This is a genomic window from Streptomyces sp. NPDC028907, assembly GCF_055564995.1.
On sequence record NZ_JBVHVE010000018.1, the window covers coordinates 77,411 to 97,025 of the forward strand.

At 68.5% G+C, this 19,615-nt stretch carries 15 protein-coding genes; 4 read left to right on the forward strand and 11 right to left on the reverse strand.

What is annotated here, in order from left to right:
• Nucleotides 1-86 precede the first annotated feature (86 nt).
• Nucleotides 87-722: a hypothetical protein gene (locus ACZ4UU_RS38765; RefSeq protein ID WP_471908119.1), complete on the forward strand. Its 636-nt coding sequence runs from the start codon at nucleotides 87-89 to the stop codon at nucleotides 720-722.
• 574 nt (nucleotides 723-1,296) lie between these two features.
• Here ACZ4UU_RS38765 and ACZ4UU_RS38770 read toward each other — a convergent pair.
• The 3 genes from ACZ4UU_RS38770 to ACZ4UU_RS38780 form a co-directional block, all read right to left on the reverse strand.
• Complete coding sequence (locus tag ACZ4UU_RS38770) at nucleotides 1,297-1,938, reverse strand: hypothetical protein (protein WP_471908120.1); 642 nt, start codon at nucleotides 1,936-1,938, stop codon at nucleotides 1,297-1,299.
• Between the two features lie 68 nt (nucleotides 1,939-2,006).
• A complete protein-coding gene (locus tag ACZ4UU_RS38775; protein ID WP_471908121.1) occupies nucleotides 2,007-2,708 on the reverse strand; it encodes a ribonuclease HII in 702 nt (233 codons plus the stop codon).
• A gap of 82 nt (nucleotides 2,709-2,790) precedes the next feature.
• On the reverse strand, nucleotides 2,791-3,414 hold the full coding sequence (locus ACZ4UU_RS38780; protein ID WP_471908122.1) for a TetR/AcrR family transcriptional regulator: 624 nt from the start codon (nucleotides 3,412-3,414) through the stop codon (nucleotides 2,791-2,793).
• Between the two features lie 188 nt (nucleotides 3,415-3,602).
• Here ACZ4UU_RS38780 and ACZ4UU_RS38785 point away from each other — a divergent pair, with 188 nt between their 5' ends.
• On the forward strand, nucleotides 3,603-5,150 hold the full coding sequence (locus tag ACZ4UU_RS38785; protein WP_471908123.1) for an MFS transporter: 1,548 nt from the start codon (nucleotides 3,603-3,605) through the stop codon (nucleotides 5,148-5,150).
• A 352-nt stretch (nucleotides 5,151-5,502) separates the two neighbouring features.
• On the opposite strand, the gene ACZ4UU_RS38790 is transcribed toward ACZ4UU_RS38785, so the two are convergent.
• The 3 genes from ACZ4UU_RS38790 to ACZ4UU_RS38800 form a co-directional block, all read right to left on the reverse strand.
• Nucleotides 5,503-6,408, reverse strand: a complete 906-nt coding sequence (locus ACZ4UU_RS38790) for an ADP-ribosylglycohydrolase family protein (RefSeq protein WP_471908124.1) — start codon at nucleotides 6,406-6,408, stop codon at nucleotides 5,503-5,505.
• Nucleotides 6,409-6,420: 12 nt separating this feature from the next.
• Nucleotides 6,421-7,080, reverse strand: a complete 660-nt coding sequence (locus ACZ4UU_RS38795) for a histidine phosphatase family protein (RefSeq protein ID WP_471908125.1) — start codon at nucleotides 7,078-7,080, stop codon at nucleotides 6,421-6,423.
• A gap of 118 nt (nucleotides 7,081-7,198) precedes the next feature.
• The gene (locus ACZ4UU_RS38800) at nucleotides 7,199-7,804 is read right to left on the reverse strand and encodes a YdbC family protein (protein ID WP_471908126.1); all 606 of its coding nucleotides are present in this window, start codon (nucleotides 7,802-7,804) and stop codon (nucleotides 7,199-7,201) included.
• Nucleotides 7,805-7,958: 154 nt separating this feature from the next.
• On the opposite strand from ACZ4UU_RS38800, the gene ACZ4UU_RS38805 reads away from it, so the two are divergent.
• Nucleotides 7,959-8,492: a TerD family protein gene (locus ACZ4UU_RS38805; RefSeq protein WP_471908127.1), complete on the forward strand. Its 534-nt coding sequence runs from the start codon at nucleotides 7,959-7,961 to the stop codon at nucleotides 8,490-8,492.
• A gap of 121 nt (nucleotides 8,493-8,613) precedes the next feature.
• On the opposite strand, the gene ACZ4UU_RS38810 is transcribed toward ACZ4UU_RS38805, so the two are convergent.
• The gene (locus ACZ4UU_RS38810; RefSeq protein ID WP_471908128.1) at nucleotides 8,614-11,508 is read right to left on the reverse strand and encodes a vitamin B12-dependent ribonucleotide reductase; all 2,895 of its coding nucleotides are present in this window, start codon (nucleotides 11,506-11,508) and stop codon (nucleotides 8,614-8,616) included.
• Between the two features lie 164 nt (nucleotides 11,509-11,672).
• Nucleotides 11,673-12,242: a transcriptional regulator NrdR gene (gene nrdR, locus ACZ4UU_RS38815; protein ID WP_471908129.1), complete on the reverse strand. Its 570-nt coding sequence runs from the start codon at nucleotides 12,240-12,242 to the stop codon at nucleotides 11,673-11,675.
• Nucleotides 12,243-12,806: 564 nt separating this feature from the next.
• Here nrdR and lexA point away from each other — a divergent pair.
• Nucleotides 12,807-13,586 (forward strand): transcriptional repressor LexA, encoded by a 780-nt coding sequence (gene lexA, locus ACZ4UU_RS38820; protein WP_471908130.1) that lies wholly within the window; start codon nucleotides 12,807-12,809, stop codon nucleotides 13,584-13,586.
• A gap of 188 nt (nucleotides 13,587-13,774) precedes the next feature.
• Here the strand turns inward: lexA and ACZ4UU_RS38825 are convergent, their stop codons facing one another.
• The 3 genes from ACZ4UU_RS38825 to ACZ4UU_RS38835 form a co-directional block, all read right to left on the reverse strand.
• Nucleotides 13,775-15,754, reverse strand: a complete 1,980-nt coding sequence (locus tag ACZ4UU_RS38825; RefSeq protein ID WP_471908131.1) for an ATP-dependent DNA helicase — start codon at nucleotides 15,752-15,754, stop codon at nucleotides 13,775-13,777.
• Between the two features lie 493 nt (nucleotides 15,755-16,247).
• The gene (locus ACZ4UU_RS38830) at nucleotides 16,248-17,156 is read right to left on the reverse strand and encodes a GNAT family N-acetyltransferase (RefSeq protein WP_471908132.1); all 909 of its coding nucleotides are present in this window, start codon (nucleotides 17,154-17,156) and stop codon (nucleotides 16,248-16,250) included.
• Nucleotides 17,157-17,333: 177 nt separating this feature from the next.
• A complete protein-coding gene (locus ACZ4UU_RS38835) occupies nucleotides 17,334-19,547 on the reverse strand; it encodes an IucA/IucC family protein (protein WP_471908133.1) in 2,214 nt (737 codons plus the stop codon).
• Nucleotides 19,548-19,615 lie beyond the last annotated feature (68 nt).

Here is a 19,615-nt window from a genome sequence, read left to right on the forward strand (position 1 = left end):
CGTGGTCCGGTAGGGCTCTGCTGCGGTGTGCGCTCCCCCGATTCCGATCTCGCCCGCAGTGTGGGCGCGTAGCCGAAGGGAGGACCGTGACCTTCGGATTCGCTCCGTCCTCCGCGGCATCCATGTCGACGTCAGCCGACCTGTCCGCCGCATCCGCCAACCCTCTGGCCCGCATGCTCGAACCCGCGGAGTGGGCCGCCGCGGGCATCCCACTGCTGCGCAACCCCCGCGAGGTCGTCAGCGGTCTGCACTCCCGGCACCGCCCCAAACCGGCGACGGCGATCGTGGCCGTACTCGACCCGGACGAGCGACTACGGGCGAGCGCCTCGTTCACCAGCCGCCCGGCCCCGGCCGACGGCTGGATGTTCCGCAACTCGCTGCTCGCCCAGCTGCGCCGCGTCATCCCGCACGATTTGCGGCGACGCACCCCGGTGCGCACCGCGGTGCTGCTCTACTGCCGTGAGGGCGACGCCCGTTGGACGGAGGAGGACGGGGCGTGGATGTGGGGGCTGCGTGACGCCTGCACCCTGCATGGGCTGCGGTGCGGGGCGTACATCACACTGACCCGTGACGGCTGGCAGGTCCTCGGTGAGGGCCGCGGCGGCCGCCGCCCCCACACCGACTCGACACCAGAGCCCTTCGCCACGTCCGAGTCACCGCTCCCGATACCCCGCACCGGCGGTGCCGCCTCGGAGGTCCTGCGACGCGCGGCAGCCCGCTGAGGGCCCGGTCCGGGCTCCTCGACCGACTGCACCTGGCAGCACGGCCAAGCCGCACGACATAGGCGATTGGCCCCCGTCGCACGAGATACGACGTGGCGTACGGGATACGACGTGCTGTGCGGGACGCGACGCTGCCGTGAGAGACGCGACGCGACGCCTGCCGTACAAGACCCGCCACCTACGGAGCGCGCTGCAACGTACGACATCGGCAGCCGCGGACGCCGCGACGCGAGTGAGCGCCGTTGCCCGACCCCGGCCGGGCAACGGCAGGCCAAGGCCCGTGCAGCTCACACCACGAACCAGACGGCGACGGCCCTGGTACTCCCGCCCAGCCGCCCTCACGGCATCACGCGGACCGGCAGTCGGCCGCACCCTCGCGCCTGCACGACCGACGACGACTGTCCATCGGCTGTCCGTCGGCAGGACGCTCATGGGGGTTCGCTGAACCTGTGCACAGCGAGCTCCCCGCTCGTCCACGCATGCCAAGGGCGCCACTGTGCAGACGCCGCCAAAAGTGACGGCGTCCTGCCCCCGCTGTCCTGCGGAGTCTCCCCGCGGACGAGTCGGATCCGCCTCAGACGCCCGCGCCCAGCACCGAGTTGATCCGCTGCGGGTCACCACAGACGATCAGCAGGGCACCGGCTCGGCCGAGGGCCAGAGGCAGGGCGGTGGCAGCAGCGGTGTCGGGGCCGCCATTGACCGCCACCACGACCACGGGGCGCACCGCGGCACGACCCGCGACCGCGGCGTCGGCGTAGAAGACGTCGTCCCCCGCGTCGTGCTGCGCCCAGTAGGAGGCTTCGCCGAAGGACAGCTCGTGGGCAGCCCACGGGTGCTGTTCTCCAGTCGTGATCACCAGCACGTCGCTGGGGGCACGGCCCGAATCCAGGAGCAGGTCGACGGCTTCCTCGGCGGCGTCGAGCGCACCCTCGGGGGAAGCCGGGATCAGCTGGATCTGCGGGGGCGCCGCAGCCGGAGCGGAGGCGGCGGGGGCAGCCGGGCCGGTCGGTCCGGGCTTGGTCACGGCCACGTCGCGCGGCGTACGTTGCACCGGCGGAGCGGGCCGCGGGGGCCCGGGTCGGCCGGGACGCGACGGAGCCGCGGGGCGGGGGCCGGGTACGGGGCGAGGGGTCGGCGCGGTACGGCCGCTGGCCGGCGTGGCGCGGGGACCCTGGGCACTCTCGTGAATCTGAGGCTCCTCGGGAATGAGAGGCATGAGCTGATGTTTATCAAACGCTGGTGCGACTCGCGCGAGCGGGTGGCACACAAATGCGAGCGGAAACGTCAGAAATCGAAGCCGAGCTGACCCTCGATCTCCGGAACGCTTCCTTCCACCCAGGTGCGGGCCTTCTTGAGATGCCGCCACTGGGGCAGCGCATCAAGATACGCCCACGACAACCGGTGGTACGGGGTGGGCCCCCGCTCCGCCAGTGCGGCCTTGTGCACGGGCGACGGATACCCGGCGTTGTCCGCAAAACCGAAGTCTGCATGGTCGATACCCAGTTCGGCCATCATTTTGTCGCGCTGCACCTTGGCGATCACCGAGGCCGCCGCGACCGCCACGCACGACCGGTCACCCTTGATCACCGTCCGGACCTTCCAGGGGACCCCCAGGTAGTCGTGCTTCCCGTCGAGAATCACAGCGTCGGGACGGACCGGCAGGGCTTCCAGGGCGCGCCCCGCGGCGAGCCGCAGCGAAGCCGTCATCCCCAGGTCGTCGATCTCCTCCGGAGAGGCGTGCCCAAGGGCGTACGACGTCACCCACGTCCGCAGCAGGTCGGCGAGCTCGGTACGCCGCTTGATCGTGAGCAGCTTGGAGTCGGTGAGCCCCGCGGGGGGCCGACGCAGTCCGGTGATCGCCGCGCAGACGGTGACGGGACCGGCCCACGCGCCGCGCCCCACCTCGTCGACACCGGCAATGATCTTCGCTCCGGTCGTGGCTCGAAGGGAGCGCTCGACGGTGTGAGTAGGCGGTTCGTACGGCATGGCGCCCTTAGCGTACGCCGACCCGGGCAGGCTTCGACACCCCGGTTCGGCGAAGCAACCTCCGGTACGCCGGAGCGATGCTTCAGCCGCGTGTCGGGCGTAGCAGTGGAAGCATCAACTGGTCGATCATCTCCGCGAGATCCTGGTCGTTCCATTCGCTTGAGCACATCTTCGATCGGTACATCATCATCGCCGGAATAGCGTCGAACACATAGCCGTTCGCCGCGTCGGCCCGCACCTCTCCCCGCGCAATGCCACGGGTGATGACCTCCCGGAGCAATCCGATGGTCGGCTCCACGACCCCCTCGAAGATCACGCCATGAAACCGCTCCGCCTGGATACTGTCGCATTCGTGAATAACCGAGCGCAGCGCGAAACCGGGGCGCGAGAACATCGCCTCACGCGTCTGTCGACACAGCTCGAGCAGATCTTCGCGCACGCTCCCCAGATCGGGAGCCGACTCGAACCGGGGCAGCCCGGCACGCAACGCATCGGCGACCAGATCCTCCTTGGACGGCCAACGCCGATAGACGGCGGCCTTCCCGGTCTGAGCACCGGCGGCGACGCCCTCCATCGTGAGGCCGTTCCATCCGACCGTACTGAGCTGTTCCAGCGCGGCGTCGAGGATCGCACGTTCGAGCACAGCGCCACGCCGGCGGAGAGAGGCCGTCTGAGCGGGGGCGGCCGTCCAGCGCGAGGTAACCATCTGAGCGTCTCCAACGAACAAGGGAAGCGGGGATTTCGGGGACAGGGGAACACCGCGCGGCCACTACGGGGGGGACGGGCCGCACAACGACAACCTAAGTGAACGCTTGCGTTCACTACTGGGGACTCACTACGGTTGACGCGGCAGTGAACGCGAGCGTTCACTAAGGCATTTGTGGGGGACCCATAGTGACAACCTCTCAGTTGATCAAGGATCAGAAACCAGGTGCGGCCCGCCGGGAGGGGCATCCCGGTATCGCGCTCACCGTCATCGCGGCCTGCCAACTCATGGTGGTACTCGACGCGACGATTGTGAACATCGCGCTCCCGCACATTCAAGACGCTCTCAAGTTCAGCACCACCGACCTCACCTGGGTCGTCAGCGCCTACACACTCACCTTCGGCGGTCTGCTGCTCCTCGGTGGCCGCGCTGGTGACATCCTCGGGCGCCGCCGGGTCTTCATGTCCGGCATCCTGCTGTTCACGCTCGCCTCCCTGCTCGGCGGACTCGCCCAGGAGCCCTGGCAGTTGCTGGCCGCGCGCGTACTCCAGGGCGTGGGAGGCGCCATCGCCTCGCCCACCTCGCTGGCGCTCATCACCACGACGTTTCCCGAAGGGCCGGAACGCAACCGGGCGTTCGGCGTCTTCGCCGCCGTGTCCGCGGGCGGTGGCGCCATCGGTCTGCTCGCGGGCGGCATGCTCACCGAATGGCTCGACTGGCGGTGGGTGCTCTTCGTCAACGTGCCGATAGGCATCGTGATCGCCGTGCTCACGCCGCTGTACATCAGTGAGTCCGAGCGGCACACCGGTCGCTTCGACATCGCCGGCGCACTGACCTCGACGACCGGCATGGCCTCCCTGGTCTACGGCTTCATCCGTGCCGCGGACGAAGGGTGGCGGGACAGCCTGACCATCGGCTCTTTCGGCGCCGCGGTGGTCCTGCTGCTGGCCTTCGCGTTCATCGAGTCGCGGGCCAGGGAGCCCATCACACCGCTCAGGATGTTCGCCGACCGAAACCGCTCGGGCACGTACGTGATCATGCTCAGCCTGGCCGCTGCGATGTTCGGCATGTTCTTCTACATCGTGCTGTTCGTGCAGAACGTGCTGGAGTACAGCCCGATCGAGGCCGGTCTCGCGTTCCTTCCGGTGACGGTCGTGATCGCGCTCGGTGCCGGACTGTCGCAGCGCTTCCTGCCGGTGCTCGGCCCCAAGCCGTTCATGCTCGTGGGATCGGCCCTCACGGCGATCGGGCTGGCCTGGCAGACCCTCCTCAGTGCCGACAGCTCGTACGTCGGCGGAGTCCTCGGCCCGATGCTGGCGTTCGGCTTCGGCATGGGCCTGAACTTCGTGACGCTGACGATCACCGCGGTGTCCGGTGTCGCCCAGCACGAGGCCGGCGCGGCTTCCGGGCTGCTCAACGCCACACAGCAGGTGGGTGGTTCGCTCGGTCTGTCCATCCTGACGACCGTGTTCGGCTCGGCCAGCAAGGACGAGGCGGAGAAGCAGCTGCCGAAGTTCATGGCGGAGGGATCGGCCGAACAGAAGGCGGAGTTCGCCAAGACGCAACAGCTGCCCGGACCCTGGGGGCACGAAGTGCTCACCCAGGGCATCTCGATGGGCTTCGTGGCGGCCGCAGCGATGGCGGTCCTCGCCCTGGCCACCGCGTGGTTCGTGATACGGGTTCGCAAGAGTGATCTTGACGCCCTTGCCGGGACGGCGGGTCCGATGGCCGGCTGACTCAGTCCGGCCCTCCAAGGGCCGCGGATGGCCGGATCGCGTCCGGGGGACCTCCCGCGAGGACGTCGAGCCGGCCATCCGCCCCACCCTCATGGCGGCCGACGGCAGAGGAGCCCCGCCCGCGCGGGAAAGTCGAATGCTGCCCCACGCGACGGCGGCCGCGACGAACAGCGCACCCAGCACCGACACGAACTCCACGACTCCACCCCCAGCGCCTCTCGTATGTCATGTGCGTACGACCCGAGCGGGGCCGCACACCAGCTGCCATGACAACGGAAGGCCGGTCACACAGAGTTCCCGGCATGCACAGAAAGTTATCGGGGGATCTATGCCGGCAGCGGCGTTCGGGCCGCTACGCCAAAGGCGCCAGCCACTCGGGGAACGCCTCGGTCCGCTCCAGCCACTCGGCTGGCACCGACCCGGCCTTCCCTGCACCGATCACACCGCCCACGATGGCGCACGTGGTGTCCACGTCGCCGCCGACCTGCGCGGTCGTCCAGAAAGCCCGCTCATAGTGGCCGAGGGCCCGCGCCGCCGACCAGAGCGCGAAAGGGACGGTGTCGTGGGCCGTCGTACGGCGTCCGCAGCCCAGGACAGCGGCGACAGTGCCCGCGTCGTCGTAGTCGAGCATGTCCCGGGCACGTCGTAGACCTGCTCCGACCGCACTCTTCGGCACGAGGGCGATGACATCGTCGAGAAGCGACTCAGGGCTGGGCGGACCGCCTGGAGCCGCAGCCAGCGCGGCCGCAGCGGCGACAGCCATGGCGCCGACCACTGCCTCACGGTGCTGATGCGTAGGGTAGGCGGAGATCTCGGCCTGGTGGGTCGCCTGCTCCGGGTCGTCCGCGTACCAGGCGCCGAGGGGCGCGATCCGCATCGCGGCGCCGTTGCCCCAGGAGCCCTGCCCGTTGAAGAGCGCGGCCGACAGCTCGCGCCAGTCCCCGCCCTCCCGGACCAGGCGCAGCAGCCGGTTGACGGCAGGACCGTAGCCCCGGTCGAAGTCGTGGTGCTCCGCGAAGGAGCGGGCCAGGGCGTCCTGGTCGATGCGGTGATGAGCGGCCAGAACGGCGACCACGGAGCAGGCCATCTCCGTGTCGTCCGTCCACTGCCAGGGCCCGGAGGGCAGCTCACGGCGCTTCAGCAGGGGGTAGTTCACAGGGACGAAGAACTGCGAGCCCAGCGCGTCCCCCACCGCGAGTCCGCGCAGGCTGGCCACGGCGCGGTCCAGGCGCCCTTCAGGAGAGGAGTCAGCGGTCATCGCTCTGCCACTCTATCCGGTGATCCCGTAGGGTTCCGGATCTCGCCAGCGTTCGAACGGCCGGTCAAGCGTGTACTTGCCGTCGTCCCCGAGAACGAGCATCCGCATCTCCGCGTTCCCCGGGTTCGACAGCGACTCGAATTCCGCGACCGTCCAGTGGAACCAGCGCATACAGAACAGCCGCATCGCGAGTCCGTGCGTTACCAGCAGCACGTTCGGCGGATGGTCGGGTGCCTCGAAGCTACGGAACAGACTCTCCAGGAAGTTGCCGACCCGGTCGTACACGTCGGCGCCGGACTCGCCCTGGGCGAAGCGGTAGAAGAAGTGGCCGTATGCGTCCCGGTAGGACTTCTGGAGGCGTACGTCGTCGCGGTCCTGCCAGTTTCCCCAGTCCTGCTCGCGCAGCCGGGGCTCTTCACGCACGCGTATGAGCTCCTGGTCCAGGTGGAAGGCCCGCAGCGTTTCGTGCGTACGGCGATAAGGCGAGACATACACGCTGACCTGCTCCCGGCCGAACACCTCCCGCAGCCGTTTCCCGGTCTCCTCCGCCTGAAGCCGGCCCCGCGCGGTCAGGGCCAGGGCATGGTCGGGCTCACGCTCGTAGACGGTGTCATCAACATTGCCCGTTGACTCGCCGTGCCGGACAAGGACGATGCGCCGTGGTCGTGCCATGCCAAAACCCTAGATCGGGTCACGCCCCATCGAAGACTCGTACGGGCTCCATACAGCGTAGGTCACACATTTCCTGCACCACCAGCCACATCAAGGCCCACCACTGGGGGTCCGGAATTCAAACCGTCCAGGTCGGTTCGAGCTCCACGATGTCACCCGTAAGGGCCGCGATGTCCGCCTCGGTCTGGGCTCGCAGCGCCAGTCGCTCCACGCGCTCCGTCCGGTACTTACCGTGCTCCGCGGCCGACCGCCACATCGACAGCACCAGGAACTCATGCCCCGGGGCCTCACCGAACAGCCCGCGGATCATCCCCGGGGAACCGGCCATAGCCGGGTTCCAGACCTTCTCCTGCATGAGCGTGAAGTGTTCGGCCCGTTCTTCATGGACACGGCAGTGGGCGACCCGGACGAGATCGGCGTCGGTGAAGCGCGGCTCGAACCCGGTTTTCACGTCGAAGCGGTAGTCGAAGAGTCTGACCTGCATGTCCTTGTAGGTGCCCGACTGCGCCGTCGCCAGTCTGTCGTGGGAGCGGGCCATGAAGGAGTCGTAGAAGGAACGGCTCTCCCAGAACGAGAAGATGTGCGCCACCCCCTGCCGCCCCCGACTCCAGCCACCACCCTGCCCCCGAAATCCCGGCTCCCCCAGAAGCCCCGCCCACTTTCGCTGCCCCCGCTCGAAGCCGCGGCGGTCCACCACGGTGCAGCGAATCCACTTGACCAGCACCGCGCCATCGTAAGGCCCCGGAGCGTGGCGTCGGTCACTCTCGGCGGGAGTGCTCTCCGGCGTACCCTCCCGCGCGCGTGGCAGGATGGACAACCGGCCTTGTCTGCTGGGCAGTTCGGGCTGAGACAAACGCGCAACGGGGAAGGGGAGCCTGGTGAACGCCATCAACAAGGGGATCCGGAAGGTCGAGATCTCGCTCAAGTGGGATCCGAGTCCGGCGGGACAGCCGCCCACCGACCTGGACCTCGTCGCCGCGACCTACCTGGCGAGCGATCCGTACGGCGATCCCGCATACGTAGTGCATTTCGACAGCCGTTCTCCCGACGGCACCATCTACCTCAACCGGGACAGCAAGGACGGCAAGGGCTTCGGATGGGACGAGGTCCTCACCGTGGAGCTCGACCGGCTCGACAGCCGGTACGCGCGCGTGATGGTCGGAGTCGTGATCCAGCAGAACCCCGCGAAGCGCACCTTCGTCAGCGTCATCAACCCGGCCCTGCGCATTCGTGAGGGCTACACGGTCATGGCCGAGGACGACTTCGGCGGTGTCCTCGGGGCGACGGCGACGACGGTCGCGGAGTTCGTCCGCGACGGATCGAGCACCTGGGACTTCCACCCGGGCATCCATGGTTTCGAGGACGACCCGGAGACGTTCACAGCGACGATGGGACAGGCTCGCCGGCCCTGAGACACTCCTGGTTCGCCGGGCATACGGCCAAGAGGGGCGCCGACCATGTGTCGGCGCCCCTCTTCAGGGCCTTCGTCGGATCAACGGCTACCCGACGCCCGGGCCATGCCCCTGCCCGGTGTCAGCTGCAGCCGCTGGTCGAGCCGCAACCCTCGCAGATGTAGCAGGAGCCGGCCCGCTGCATCTTGGTGCCGCAGGAGAAGCACAGCGGGGCGTCGGCCTGGATGCCCAGTTGCATCTCCACCAGCTCGGCGCTGGTGTGGGCCTGCTGCGGAGCGGGCTTGGCGGCCGAGGCCTCGGCCTTCGGCGTGGCGACGGCCTTCAGCTCCTGGGCGCGCGGCGCCGACTGGGCCAGTCCCTCGACGTCGACCTCGTCCTCGTTGGGCTCGTAGGAGCCCGTCTCCAGGTGACGCTGACGCTCCTCCGCGGAGTGGATGCCGAGGGCGGAGCGCGTCTCGAACGGCAGGAAGTCCAGCGCCAGGCGACGGAAGATGTAGTCGACGATCGACTGCGCCATCCGCACGTCCGGGTCGTCCGTCATGCCGGCCGGCTCGAAGCGCATGTTCGTGAACTTCGAGACGTACGTCTCCAGCGGCACGCCGTACTGAAGGCCGACGGAGACCGCGATGGAGAAGGCGTCCATCATGCCCGCGAGAGTCGAGCCCTGCTTGGACATCTTCAGGAAGACCTCGCCGAGACCGTCGTCCGGGTAGGAGTTGGCGGTCATGTAGCCCTCGGCTCCGCCGACCGTGAAGGACGTGGTGATGCCGGGACGGCCCTTCGGGAGGCGCTTGCGGACCGGGCGGTACTCGACCACCTTCTCGACCGTCTCACGGATGGTGGCCTCGGCCTTCTCCGTGATCTCGGTCTTCTCCTTCTCCTTGGTCTTGGCGGAGAGGGGCTGGCCGACCTTGCAGTTGTCGCGGTAGATGGCGAGCGCCTTGACGCCCAGCTTCCAGGCCTCGAAGTAGATCTCCTCGACCTCCTCGACGGTCGCCGACTCCGGCATGTTGACCGTCTTGGAGAGGGCGCCGGAGATCCAAGGCTGGATCGCGGCCATCATGCGGACGTGGCCCATCGCGGAGATGGAGCGTTCGCCCATGGCGCAGTCGAACACCTCGTAGTGCTCGTGCTTGAGGCCGGGGGCGTCGACGACATTGCCGTGCTCGGCGATGTGGGCGACGATCGCCTCGATCTGCTCCTCCTGGTAGCCCAGGCGACGCAGGGCCTGCGGGACGGTGCCGTTGACGATCTGCATCGAGCCGCCGCCGACCAGCTTCTTGAACTTGACCAGCGCGAGGTCGGGCTCAAGGCCGGTGGTGTCGCAGGACATCGCGAGACCGATGGTGCCGGTCGGGGCGATGACGGACGCCTGGGAGTTACGGAATCCGTTCTTCTCGCCGAGGCGGATCACGTCCTGCCAGGCCTCCGTGGCGGCGGCCCAGATCGGCGTGTCCAGGTCGTCCATGCGGACGGCCGCGGTGTTGGCGTCGGCGTGCTGCTTCATGACACGCAGGTGCGGCTGGGCGTTTCGGGCGTAGCCGTCGTACGCGCCGACGACCGCGGCGAGTTCGGCGGAACGCTTGTACGAGGTGCCCGTCATCAGGGAGGTGATGGCGCCGGCGAGGGCGCGGCCACCGTCGGAGTCGTACGCGTGGCCCGTCGCCATCAGCAGGGCGCCGAGGTTGGCGTAGCCGATGCCGAGCTGGCGGAACGCGCGCGTGTTCTCACCGATCTTCTGCGTCGGGAAGTCCGCGAAGCAGATGGAGATGTCCATCGCGGTGATGACGAGCTCGACGACCTTCGCGAAGCGCTCGACGTCGAAGGACTGGTTGCCCTTGCCGTCGTCCTTAAGGAACTTCATCAGGTTCAGCGAGGCGAGGTTGCAGGACGTGTTGTCCAGGTGCATGTACTCGCTGCACGGGTTCGAGCCGTTGATACGGCCGGACTCCGGGCACGTGTGCCAGTGGTTGATGGTGTCGTCGTACTGGATGCCGGGGTCGGCGCAGGCCCAGGCGGCCTCGGCCATCTTGCGGAACAGGGCCTTGGCGTCGACCTCTTCGATGACCTCACCGGTCATACGGGAGGTCAGGCCGAACTTGCCGCCGGCCTCGACCGCCTTCATGAACGTGTCGTTCACGCGGACCGAGTTGTTGGCGTTCTGGTACTGGACGGACGTGATGTCGTCGCCGCCCAGGTCCATGTCGAAGCCCGCGTCACGCAGGGCGCGGATCTTCTCCTCTTCCTTGACCTTGGTCTCGATGAAGTCCTCGATGTCGGGGTGGTCGACGTCGAGGATGACCATCTTGGCGGCGCGGCGCGTGGCGCCACCCGACTTGATCGTTCCTGCAGAGGCGTCGGCACCGCGCATGAAGGAGACCGGACCGGAGGCGTTGCCACCGGAGGAGAGCAGTTCCTTGGAGGAACGGATCCGGGAGAGGTTCAGGCCGGCGCCGGAGCCGCCCTTGAAGATCATGCCCTCTTCCTTGTACCAGTCGAGGATCGACTCCATGGAGTCGTCGACGGACAGGATGAAGCAGGCCGAGACCTGCTGCGGCTGGGGCGTGCCGACGTTGAACCACACAGGGCTGTTGAAGCTGAAGATCTGGTGCAGGAGGGCGTAGGCCAGCTCGTGCTCGAAGATCTCGGCGTCGGCGGGCGAGGCGAAGTACTTGTAGTCCTCGCCTGCCTTCCGATACGTCTTCACGATGCGGTCGATGAGCTGCTTGAGGCTCACCTCGCGCTGCGGGGTGCCGACGGCACCGCGGAAGTACTTGCTGGTGACGATGTTGACCGCGTTCACCGACCAGAAGTCGGGGAACTCGACGCCGCGCTGCTCGAAGTTCACAGAGCCGTCGCGCCAGTTGGTCATGACGACGTCACGGCGCTCCCAGGCCACCTCGTCGTACGGGTGTACGCCGGGGGTGGTGTGGATGCGCTCGATACGCAGTCCCTTGGTCGCCTTGGTGCCCTTGGCGCGGGAACTCCGTGCCGGACCGCTCGCCGTCTCTGTCATGCCGCCTCCCTGTACGGGCTAAAACGCCCTGAAGTGCCCCGATGTTCCCCGTGGCACATGTTCTGTCTGGTGCTGCGGGCACCGTCCGATTGCCGCCCGCAGCAGGTCTTCTGTCGCCGCCCTCGGCCGGATCCGACGGTCCGAGGACCGGATCCGGCCCGCCCTCAGTCGGCGGCGTTGGCGGGCACGGGGACCTGTGCAGTCCCTCCGGACCCGCGCTCGTCTTCCTGGCCCCCCGTGACTGCGCCGGCGTCGTCTTCGCGGTCGTCGTCGTCCGCGGCGGGGCGTCCCGTCGCCTCCCTGAGTTCCGCGATCGCGGCCTCGAAGTCCTCGAGCGAGTCGAACGCCCGGTAGACGGAGGCGAATCGCAGAAAGGCCACGAGGTCGAGCTCCTGCAACGGGCCGAGTATGGCCAGTCCCACGTCGTGGGTGGTCAGCTCGGCGCTTCCGGTGGCTCGCACCGCCTCCTCGACCCGTTGGCCGAGCTGGGCGAGCGCGTCCTCGGTGACCGGTCGTCCCTGGCATGCCTTGCGCACACCGTTGATGACCTTGGTGCGGCTGAACGGCTCGGTGACTCCGGACCGCTTGATCACCATCAGTGAGCATGTCTCCACCGTCGTGAAACGGCGGGAGCAGTCAGGACACTGGCGGCGTCGACGGATCGACGTGCCGTCGTCGGTCGTACGACTGTCGACGACGCGGCTGTCGGGGTGCCTGCAGAAGGGGCAGTGCATAACTCCCAACCCTCCTCACAGCAGACTCAATAGCCTCGCGGGACCTCATGGGCCCCTCGAAGCAGCCCCAAGCATAGGCGATCTCCGAGCGGTCGAAGACCGGGGGGACCACAACTTCTGGGCTGCTGCCGCAATCCAACCACTAGATGTGGGGATTGGCTCATACATCGACACGCTTCTCGCGTGTCGCACGAGCCGTGGCAGGTGGCGTACGTCCGCACCGACGCGCCGCACGCTTTGGCGCACGGGCGTATCGCCCCGGCACATACGGAGATACCGTGAGCGCCGCACGAAGGGGACGTGGGACTCCCGCACAGATGGGGGTCGGTTCCCGGCTGATCCGATCTCGGATGGCAGACTGGGGCAACAACCCACGAGGTCGTCACCCCGGCGGTGAAGGGTACAACAATGAACCCTTTTGCCCGCCGGACCGCACGCCAGCCATACACCCGGACACACGATCACGTCAGGTGATTCGCGATTTTTCACTCGAACGTGTGTTTGGCGCAACCTTTCGAAAGCAACTACCGTTGTGCAGCAGGGAGACCATCGAGAGGGGCCGACGTGACCACCACCGCAGACAGTGCCACCATCACTGCCCAGGACCGCTCCCAGGGCCGACTCGAGCCGGTGCATGCGATGAACGAAGCCATGAATCCCGAGGGGCACAAGCGCTCCCTGCCGGGCCGACCTCCCGGCATCCGGGCGGACAGCTCAGGGCTCACCGATCGCCAGCGCCGCGTGATCGAGGTCATCAGGGATTCCGTGCAGCGACGCGGCTACCCGCCGTCGATGCGGGAGATCGGCCAGGCGGTCGGCCTGTCCAGCACGTCCTCGGTGGCACACCAGCTGATGGCACTGGAGCGCAAGGGCTTCCTCCGCCGTGACCCACACCGTCCGCGTGCGTACGAGGTGCGTGGCTCCGACCAGGCCGCCTCCGTGCAGCCTACGGACACCACAGGCAAGCCCGCCGCATCGTACGTTCCGCTGGTCGGCCGCATCGCCGCCGGCGGCCCCATCCTCGCGGAGGAGTCCGTCGAGGACGTCTTCCCGCTCCCCCGACAGCTGGTCGGTGACGGCGAGCTGTTCGTCCTCAAGGTCGTGGGTGACTCGATGATCGAGGCCGCGATCTGCGACGGCGACTGGGTCACGGTCCGGCGCCAGCCGGTGGCCGAGAACGGCGACATCGTGGCCGCCATGCTCGACGGCGAGGCCACGGTCAAGCGTTTCAAGCGCGAGGACGGCCATGTCTGGCTCCTCCCGCACAACGCCGCGTACGAGCCGATTCCCGGTGACGACGCGACCATCCTGGGCAAGGTGGTGGCAGTGCTGCGGCGTGTGTGACCGCTGCGGCGGGCGAAGCGCACGGCGTCGCCCTCTGACCGGGCCCCGGAACCCCTGCGCCGGTTCCGGGGCCCTGTGCTGTTGCGGGGCTCGTGCTGCTCCAGATCCTGAGCGGTGCCGACCCCGACGTCGGTGGATGCAAGATCGCGGGTTAGCCTGTCGCGGCGCCGCGACAGGCTAACCCGCGATCACTGTTCCGCTTCCGACTTCTGCGCCGCCGCGTCGATGGCGGCCAGCGACTTTCGGACCTGGTTACGGTCCGTCGTGTACCAGAAGTCGGGCAGCGACGCCTTCAGATAGCTCCCGTACCGCGCTGTGGCCAGCCGCTGGTCCAGTACGGCGACCACGCCGCGGTCTCCCGATGCCCGTACGAGGCGGCCGGCGCCCTGCGCCATGAGCAGCGCGGCATGCGTGGCCGCGACCGCCATGAACCCGTTGCCACCGGCGTCCTCCACCGCCTTCTGGCGAGCGCTCATCAGAGGATCGTCGGGGCGCGGGAACGGGATCTTGTCCATGACGACCAGCTGACAGCTCGGGCCGGGGACATCGACGCCCTGCCAGAGGGAGAGCGTGCCGAAGAGGCAGGTCTTCGGATCGGCCGCGAAGTTCTTGATCAGTTCGCCGAGCGTCTCCTCGCCCTGCAGAAGGATCGGGAACTCGGGGATACGGGAGCGAAGCTCCTCAGCGGCCAACTGGGCGGCGCGCATCGAGGAGAACAGACCGAGCGTGCGGCCGCCTGCCGCCTGGATGAGCTCGGTCAGCTCGTCGAGCATGTCCGCCCGATCGCCGTCCCGCGCGGGCCGCGACAGGTGCTTGGCGACGTACAGAATGCCCTGCTTGCGGTACTCGAAGGGTGAGCCGACATCCACTCCCTTCCACTGCGGAAGGTCATCGCCCTCGGTGCCCTCGGGAGCGAGTCCCAAAGACGCGCCCACGCCGTTGAAGTCGCCGCCGAGCTTCAAGGTCGCGGAAGTCAGGACGACGGACCGATCCGCGAAGAGCTTCTCCCGCAACAGGCCCGACACGGACATGGGAGCCACGCGCAGTGAAGCCCCGAAACGGTCATGCCGCTCGTACCAGACGACATCCCACTCGGAGCCGTTCGTGATGCGCTCCGCCACGTCGTGCACGGACTCCACCGAGGCCAGCGCCTGTTTGCGGACCGCGTCCTCGTCCTGTACCGACTTGTCGCGGGTCGCCCCGATCGCGGAGATGACCGTACGGCAGGCGTCGCGCAGCGCCATGAGCGCGTAGGCGAGGTCTTCCGGGATCTCCTCCAGGCGGCCCGGCAGCGCAAGCTCCATCAGCCGTTCGAAGCCCTCTGCGGCGGTCTGGAGCTGATCGGCGGCCTTCTCGTTGACCAGCTTCGCCGCGCGGCGCACGGCGCGGTTGACCTGGCCCGGCGTGAGTTCGCCGGTGGCCACTCCGGTGACCCGGGAGACCAGCTCGTGCGCCTCGTCGACGATCAGGACCTCGTGCTGGGGGAGTACGGGGGCGCCCTCGATCGCGTCGATCGCGAGCAGAGCGTGGTTGGTGACGACGACCTCCGAGAGCTTGGCGCGCTCGCGGGCCATCTCGGCGAAGCATTCGGCGCCGTACGCACACTTCGAGGCGCCCAGGCACTCGCGCGACGACACCGACACCTGAGCCCAGGCCCGGTCGGACACACCGGGCGTCAGGTCGTCCCGGTCACCCGTCTCCGTCTCGTCCGACCACTCGCGCAGCCGCAGCAGGTCCTGCCCCAGCTTGCTGGTCGGTGCGGCGGCCTCGAACTGGTCGAAGAGGCCCTCCTCCTCGTCCTGCGGCACGCCCTCGTGGAGGCGGTGCAGACACAGGTAGTTCGACCTGCCCTTGAGCATCGCGAACTCGGGGCGACGGCGAAGCAGCGGGTGCAGCGCATCGACGGTGCGCGGCAGGTCGCGCTCCACGAGCTGGCGCTGGAGCGCCAGGGTGGCCGTCGCCACGACGACGCGCTCCCCCTGAGAAAGCGCGGGCACGAGGTAGCCCAGCGACTTTCCGGTGCCGGTGCCGGCCTGGACCAGCAGATGGGACCCACCGTCGATCGCCTCCGCGACGGATTCGGCCATGGTCACCTGGCCGGGGCGCTCGGTACCGCCGACGGCAGTGACGGCAGCATGCAGGAGTTCGGGGAGTGAGGGCTTTGTCATAGCGCGACCACCCTACGGCCCGGCACTGACAAAGGGGCGCCCACGGTGGGGACGAGCGGCGGGATCAAGACCTGGGATTCCTCGGGTGGGGACCGGTTTGGTTCGGGTCGGTGCGGGTTCGGTTCGGGACGGTGCGGAGTCGGGTCGGTGCGGGTTCGGTTCGGGACGGGTGCGGAGTCGGGTCGGTGCGGGTTCGGTTCGGGGCGGGGCGGCTTCGGTTCCGGGCGGTACGGAGTGGGGTCGGTGCGGGATCGGGTGAGGTGGGATCGGTTCGGCCGGGGCTAGAGGCTGCACGTCCGCGATCCAGGTGGTTCGGAAGTGGCCGGGTCGGCGGGGTGTGGCGGGGCGATTCGGACACGTCGCGGTCGGCAGGGTGTGGCGAGGCGAATTCGGTCGCGGTCCGGGCTCGAGTCTGCCTGAAACCGGTTCGTCGGGAGTGGGAACCGGATCGCCGTGAGCGGTGTACCAAAAGTGATGACGCTGTGACGTGGCGTCACAGCAGGTGGCGCAGACTTCGGTCTCTGACCATGAGGGCGGCCCGCTTGGCGGGCAGGTCGACCTCGGCGGAGAACCGGAAGCCGGCGCTCAGGAAAGCGGCGACGGAAGGAGTGTTGCGAATGTCGGGTTCGGCGACGATGCGAGCGCAAGTGGGGCGCTTGTCGAATGCAAGGTCGGCGACTGCTCGCAAGAGGGTTCCACCAAGTCCTCGCCCACGGTCACCGACGGCTCCGATGAGGAGATGGACACCGGTGTCATGGGGCCGAGCCGGATAGTGCCGAGCCAACGGATCGAGGTCTGCTCGATAGATCTCCCAGTAGCTCATCGGCGTGCCTTCCAACAATCCCAGGCACGGGACGCTGCGTCCGTCACCTGAGAGATGCGCCCCCAGGTGCTCCTCGGTCGCGTTCTGGGGCCCGGCGAGTCCCCAGAACGCTGCTACGGCGGGATCGTTCATCCAACGGTCGATGATCGGAAGGTCTCGGTCGATCCGCACGGGGACCAGGTGAAGCACCCCTGCGGGGGTGCTGATCGGCCCCCAGTCGGCGATGTGATCGAGCAGATCGTCGGCGAGGGGCAGGTCGGAGGCGGGTGCGCCTACGGGATCGAGTACCGGTGCGTCCGCGGGATCGGGTACCGGCTTGGCTGCGAGGTCGGGCGCAGGCGCGGACGTCCCCCCGGTTGCTGAGGCAGCGCCCGGGTTCCCTGCCCCGACGCCACCGGCCTCCTCCGCGAAGAGCGCTGTGATCTCGTCGGGCAGGGGCACGTCCAGCGTGTCCTCACTGTCCGCGCTCGCGCCGGCATCCAGGGCGCGACGGCTCTCACGATCCCCAGGGCTCGTGGCGGTTCCGGGGGCGGTGACGGGGGCGGTATCGGCGTCGGCACTCGCGTCGGTGGGGGGCACGGCGACGCTCCTCTCAGGAGACGGGGTGGGGCGTGTTCCTCAGGGATAAAGGAGGTTGCTGGAGGCCGGAGACAGTGTCGGGAGCACAGGAGTCGAGCGAAGGGGGAGTGACGAGGGAGGGCGAGGGTTGGCGGCAGCCAGGACGCAAGGAAGGGATGACGGGGGCGACAGGGAGGGTCAGGTGTGGAGGGGGTTGGCGATGGTGACGTAGACGGACTGGGTGTCGACCGGGCCGACGAGTTCGTCGAGGCCATGCACTCGGGTCAGTAGATTCGCCTTGCACCGCAGGACGGGTGAGTCGAGCAGGTGTGCTGGCAGTGCTGTGTTCAAGCGGGCGGGACCGGAGGCGATGTCGCCGAGGAAACGACGGAATGCCGCGAGCAGCAATTGCTCGTCGGCGAGACGCTGGGAACCGAACGCCCCGATGAGCCCGAACACGTTGTTGATCGCGAGGTAGTACGCCAAGCGCTCGTCGGTGACATCGTCCGAGACGAAGGTGTCGCTCCACTCGCCAAGGCCGGGAAGCCGGGCGTCGAGTTCCGTGCGCCGGGACTCACGGAAGTAGTAGCCCTGGTTGTCGCGGTATCGGCCGCCTGCGGGCCAGCCGTCGCCATCCAGCAGGAGCAGGGTGTTCTGCTGGTGTGCTTCCAGGGCGATCCCGGCCTCGGCATCCAGCCACAGCACCGGACGGACGACCTGTTCGAGGTAGCGCAGGAACCACTCGGCAGCAACGGCCCCGCGAGGGCGCCCTGTCCGGGCGGCGAGATGCGTGACGACCTCGGACAGACGGGACCTGAGGAGTTCCTTGCCCGACCGCGGTCGGCCGGAGGCGGTGCCGGGTCGTGCACAGGGGCGGGGCGAGACGAGTCCGGCTACGCAGGACACGTCATCGGAAGGCGTGAACGGGTTGTGCCGGATCACCACGTCGATGCCAGGCACAGCAGCGCCGTCCGGCCCGTCGACGGCGATCCATGCCGGGTCGCGAACGATGTCGAACCCCGGGTGCGCAATCTGCCACTGAGTCGAGAGACCACTACGCAGGAGGCGGTGGACCTCGACACCGCGATGCAGTTCCTTGCGGAGGTTCTCACGGCGGGAGTTGGTGATGCGCAGCCCCAGCGACAGTTTGAGCATGGCGGGTGCGCCGGACAGGTGGACGGTTCGAACGGAGGAGGTGGGATGCCACGGGGCACCGTGGGCGCCGAGGTCCCGGAGCACACCGGCCTCGATCAGGGCCGCGGTGTCGGAGCGGTGTAGCACCTCGCGGTGCTGCCAAGGGTGCAGAGGGAGTGCCGCGTACCCGTCGGGCAATGGCAAGTCAGGGCCGGCGAGTCGGGCCGTGAGATGGGCGGCTGGGACCGCACGGCCCCGTTCGGTCCAAGCGGAGTCAGTGGCGAGCACGGAGGGAGCGACAGCCAGCCAGTGCAGAGGGAAGGAGCCTCGCAACTCGGGTGAGTACCGCCCGGCTTCGCCTTCGGACAGCCCCTCGCGGCTCTTCGGCGTCGGGTGCAGCGGGTGTCCGAGCAGAAGTGCCTGCTCGGCCGCGAGGAAGCGGTCTGGGCAGTCGGCAAGGCGTTCACGGCGCTCGCTGATGAACGTGACGGTCCGCCGGACGGAGTCGGCGACACGGGCAACGAGGTCAGTGGCGGCGGAGGAAAACGCGGGGTGGGGCAGGGTTGTGGGCTCTGGAGAGGCCGAAGACTCGGAGGCCGGAGGCACATCAGGGAGCGGAGGTACGGCAGGGGTCGCAGACTCGGCGGACTTCACGGATACAGCGGCGGGAGATGGGACGGACAAGGAAGCGAGGGAGGCCCCAGCAGACGGTGTGGAGGCAGTCGAGGGTGTCGCGGTGTCGGAGTTCGGCAGCGGGCCGGCGCCACCAGCAGGCGGGGTGCCACCTCCGAGCGCCTCCCTGCTGAGTAGTGCGGCGAGGGTGACCGCGTCGGTCGGCGGGGACTGGGACGGGGCGTCGGCGAGGTGTGGGAGGCCGAAACGGTGCCATCCGGTCGGGGACCAATAGCGGACCGGGACAAGCAGGGCGGTACCAGTGGCCGGCAAGGGGATTCGGAGGGCCCCGTTGTCGGGCGCCGGGACGTTCGTCTCGCGTACCCAGCAGCGGAGCAGGTTCTCCACTGCGGCGGCCTGGGCTGCCATGTGGGGGTCGGGATGGTCCAAGAAGGTGTCGGGATGGTCCAAGAAGTCGGCGGTGCACTCGGGCAGCGACTCCGCGTCCGGCGCGCCTCCCTGCATCGGCGCGAGTACCGACGCCTGGGGATCGGCGAGGCCCCGTTCCGGCACGGTCGGCTCCGGCTCCTGTTGGGAGGGCTGCCAAGCGGACGAGCTCTGCGCGCGGGTATCGGTACGGCCGTCGGTCGCGGGGGTGGTGGTCAAGGCTGGTCCTCTTGAAGTGGGTCCGGCTGTACGGCGACTTGAGGTGGTTCCGGCTGTGCGGCGGCGGC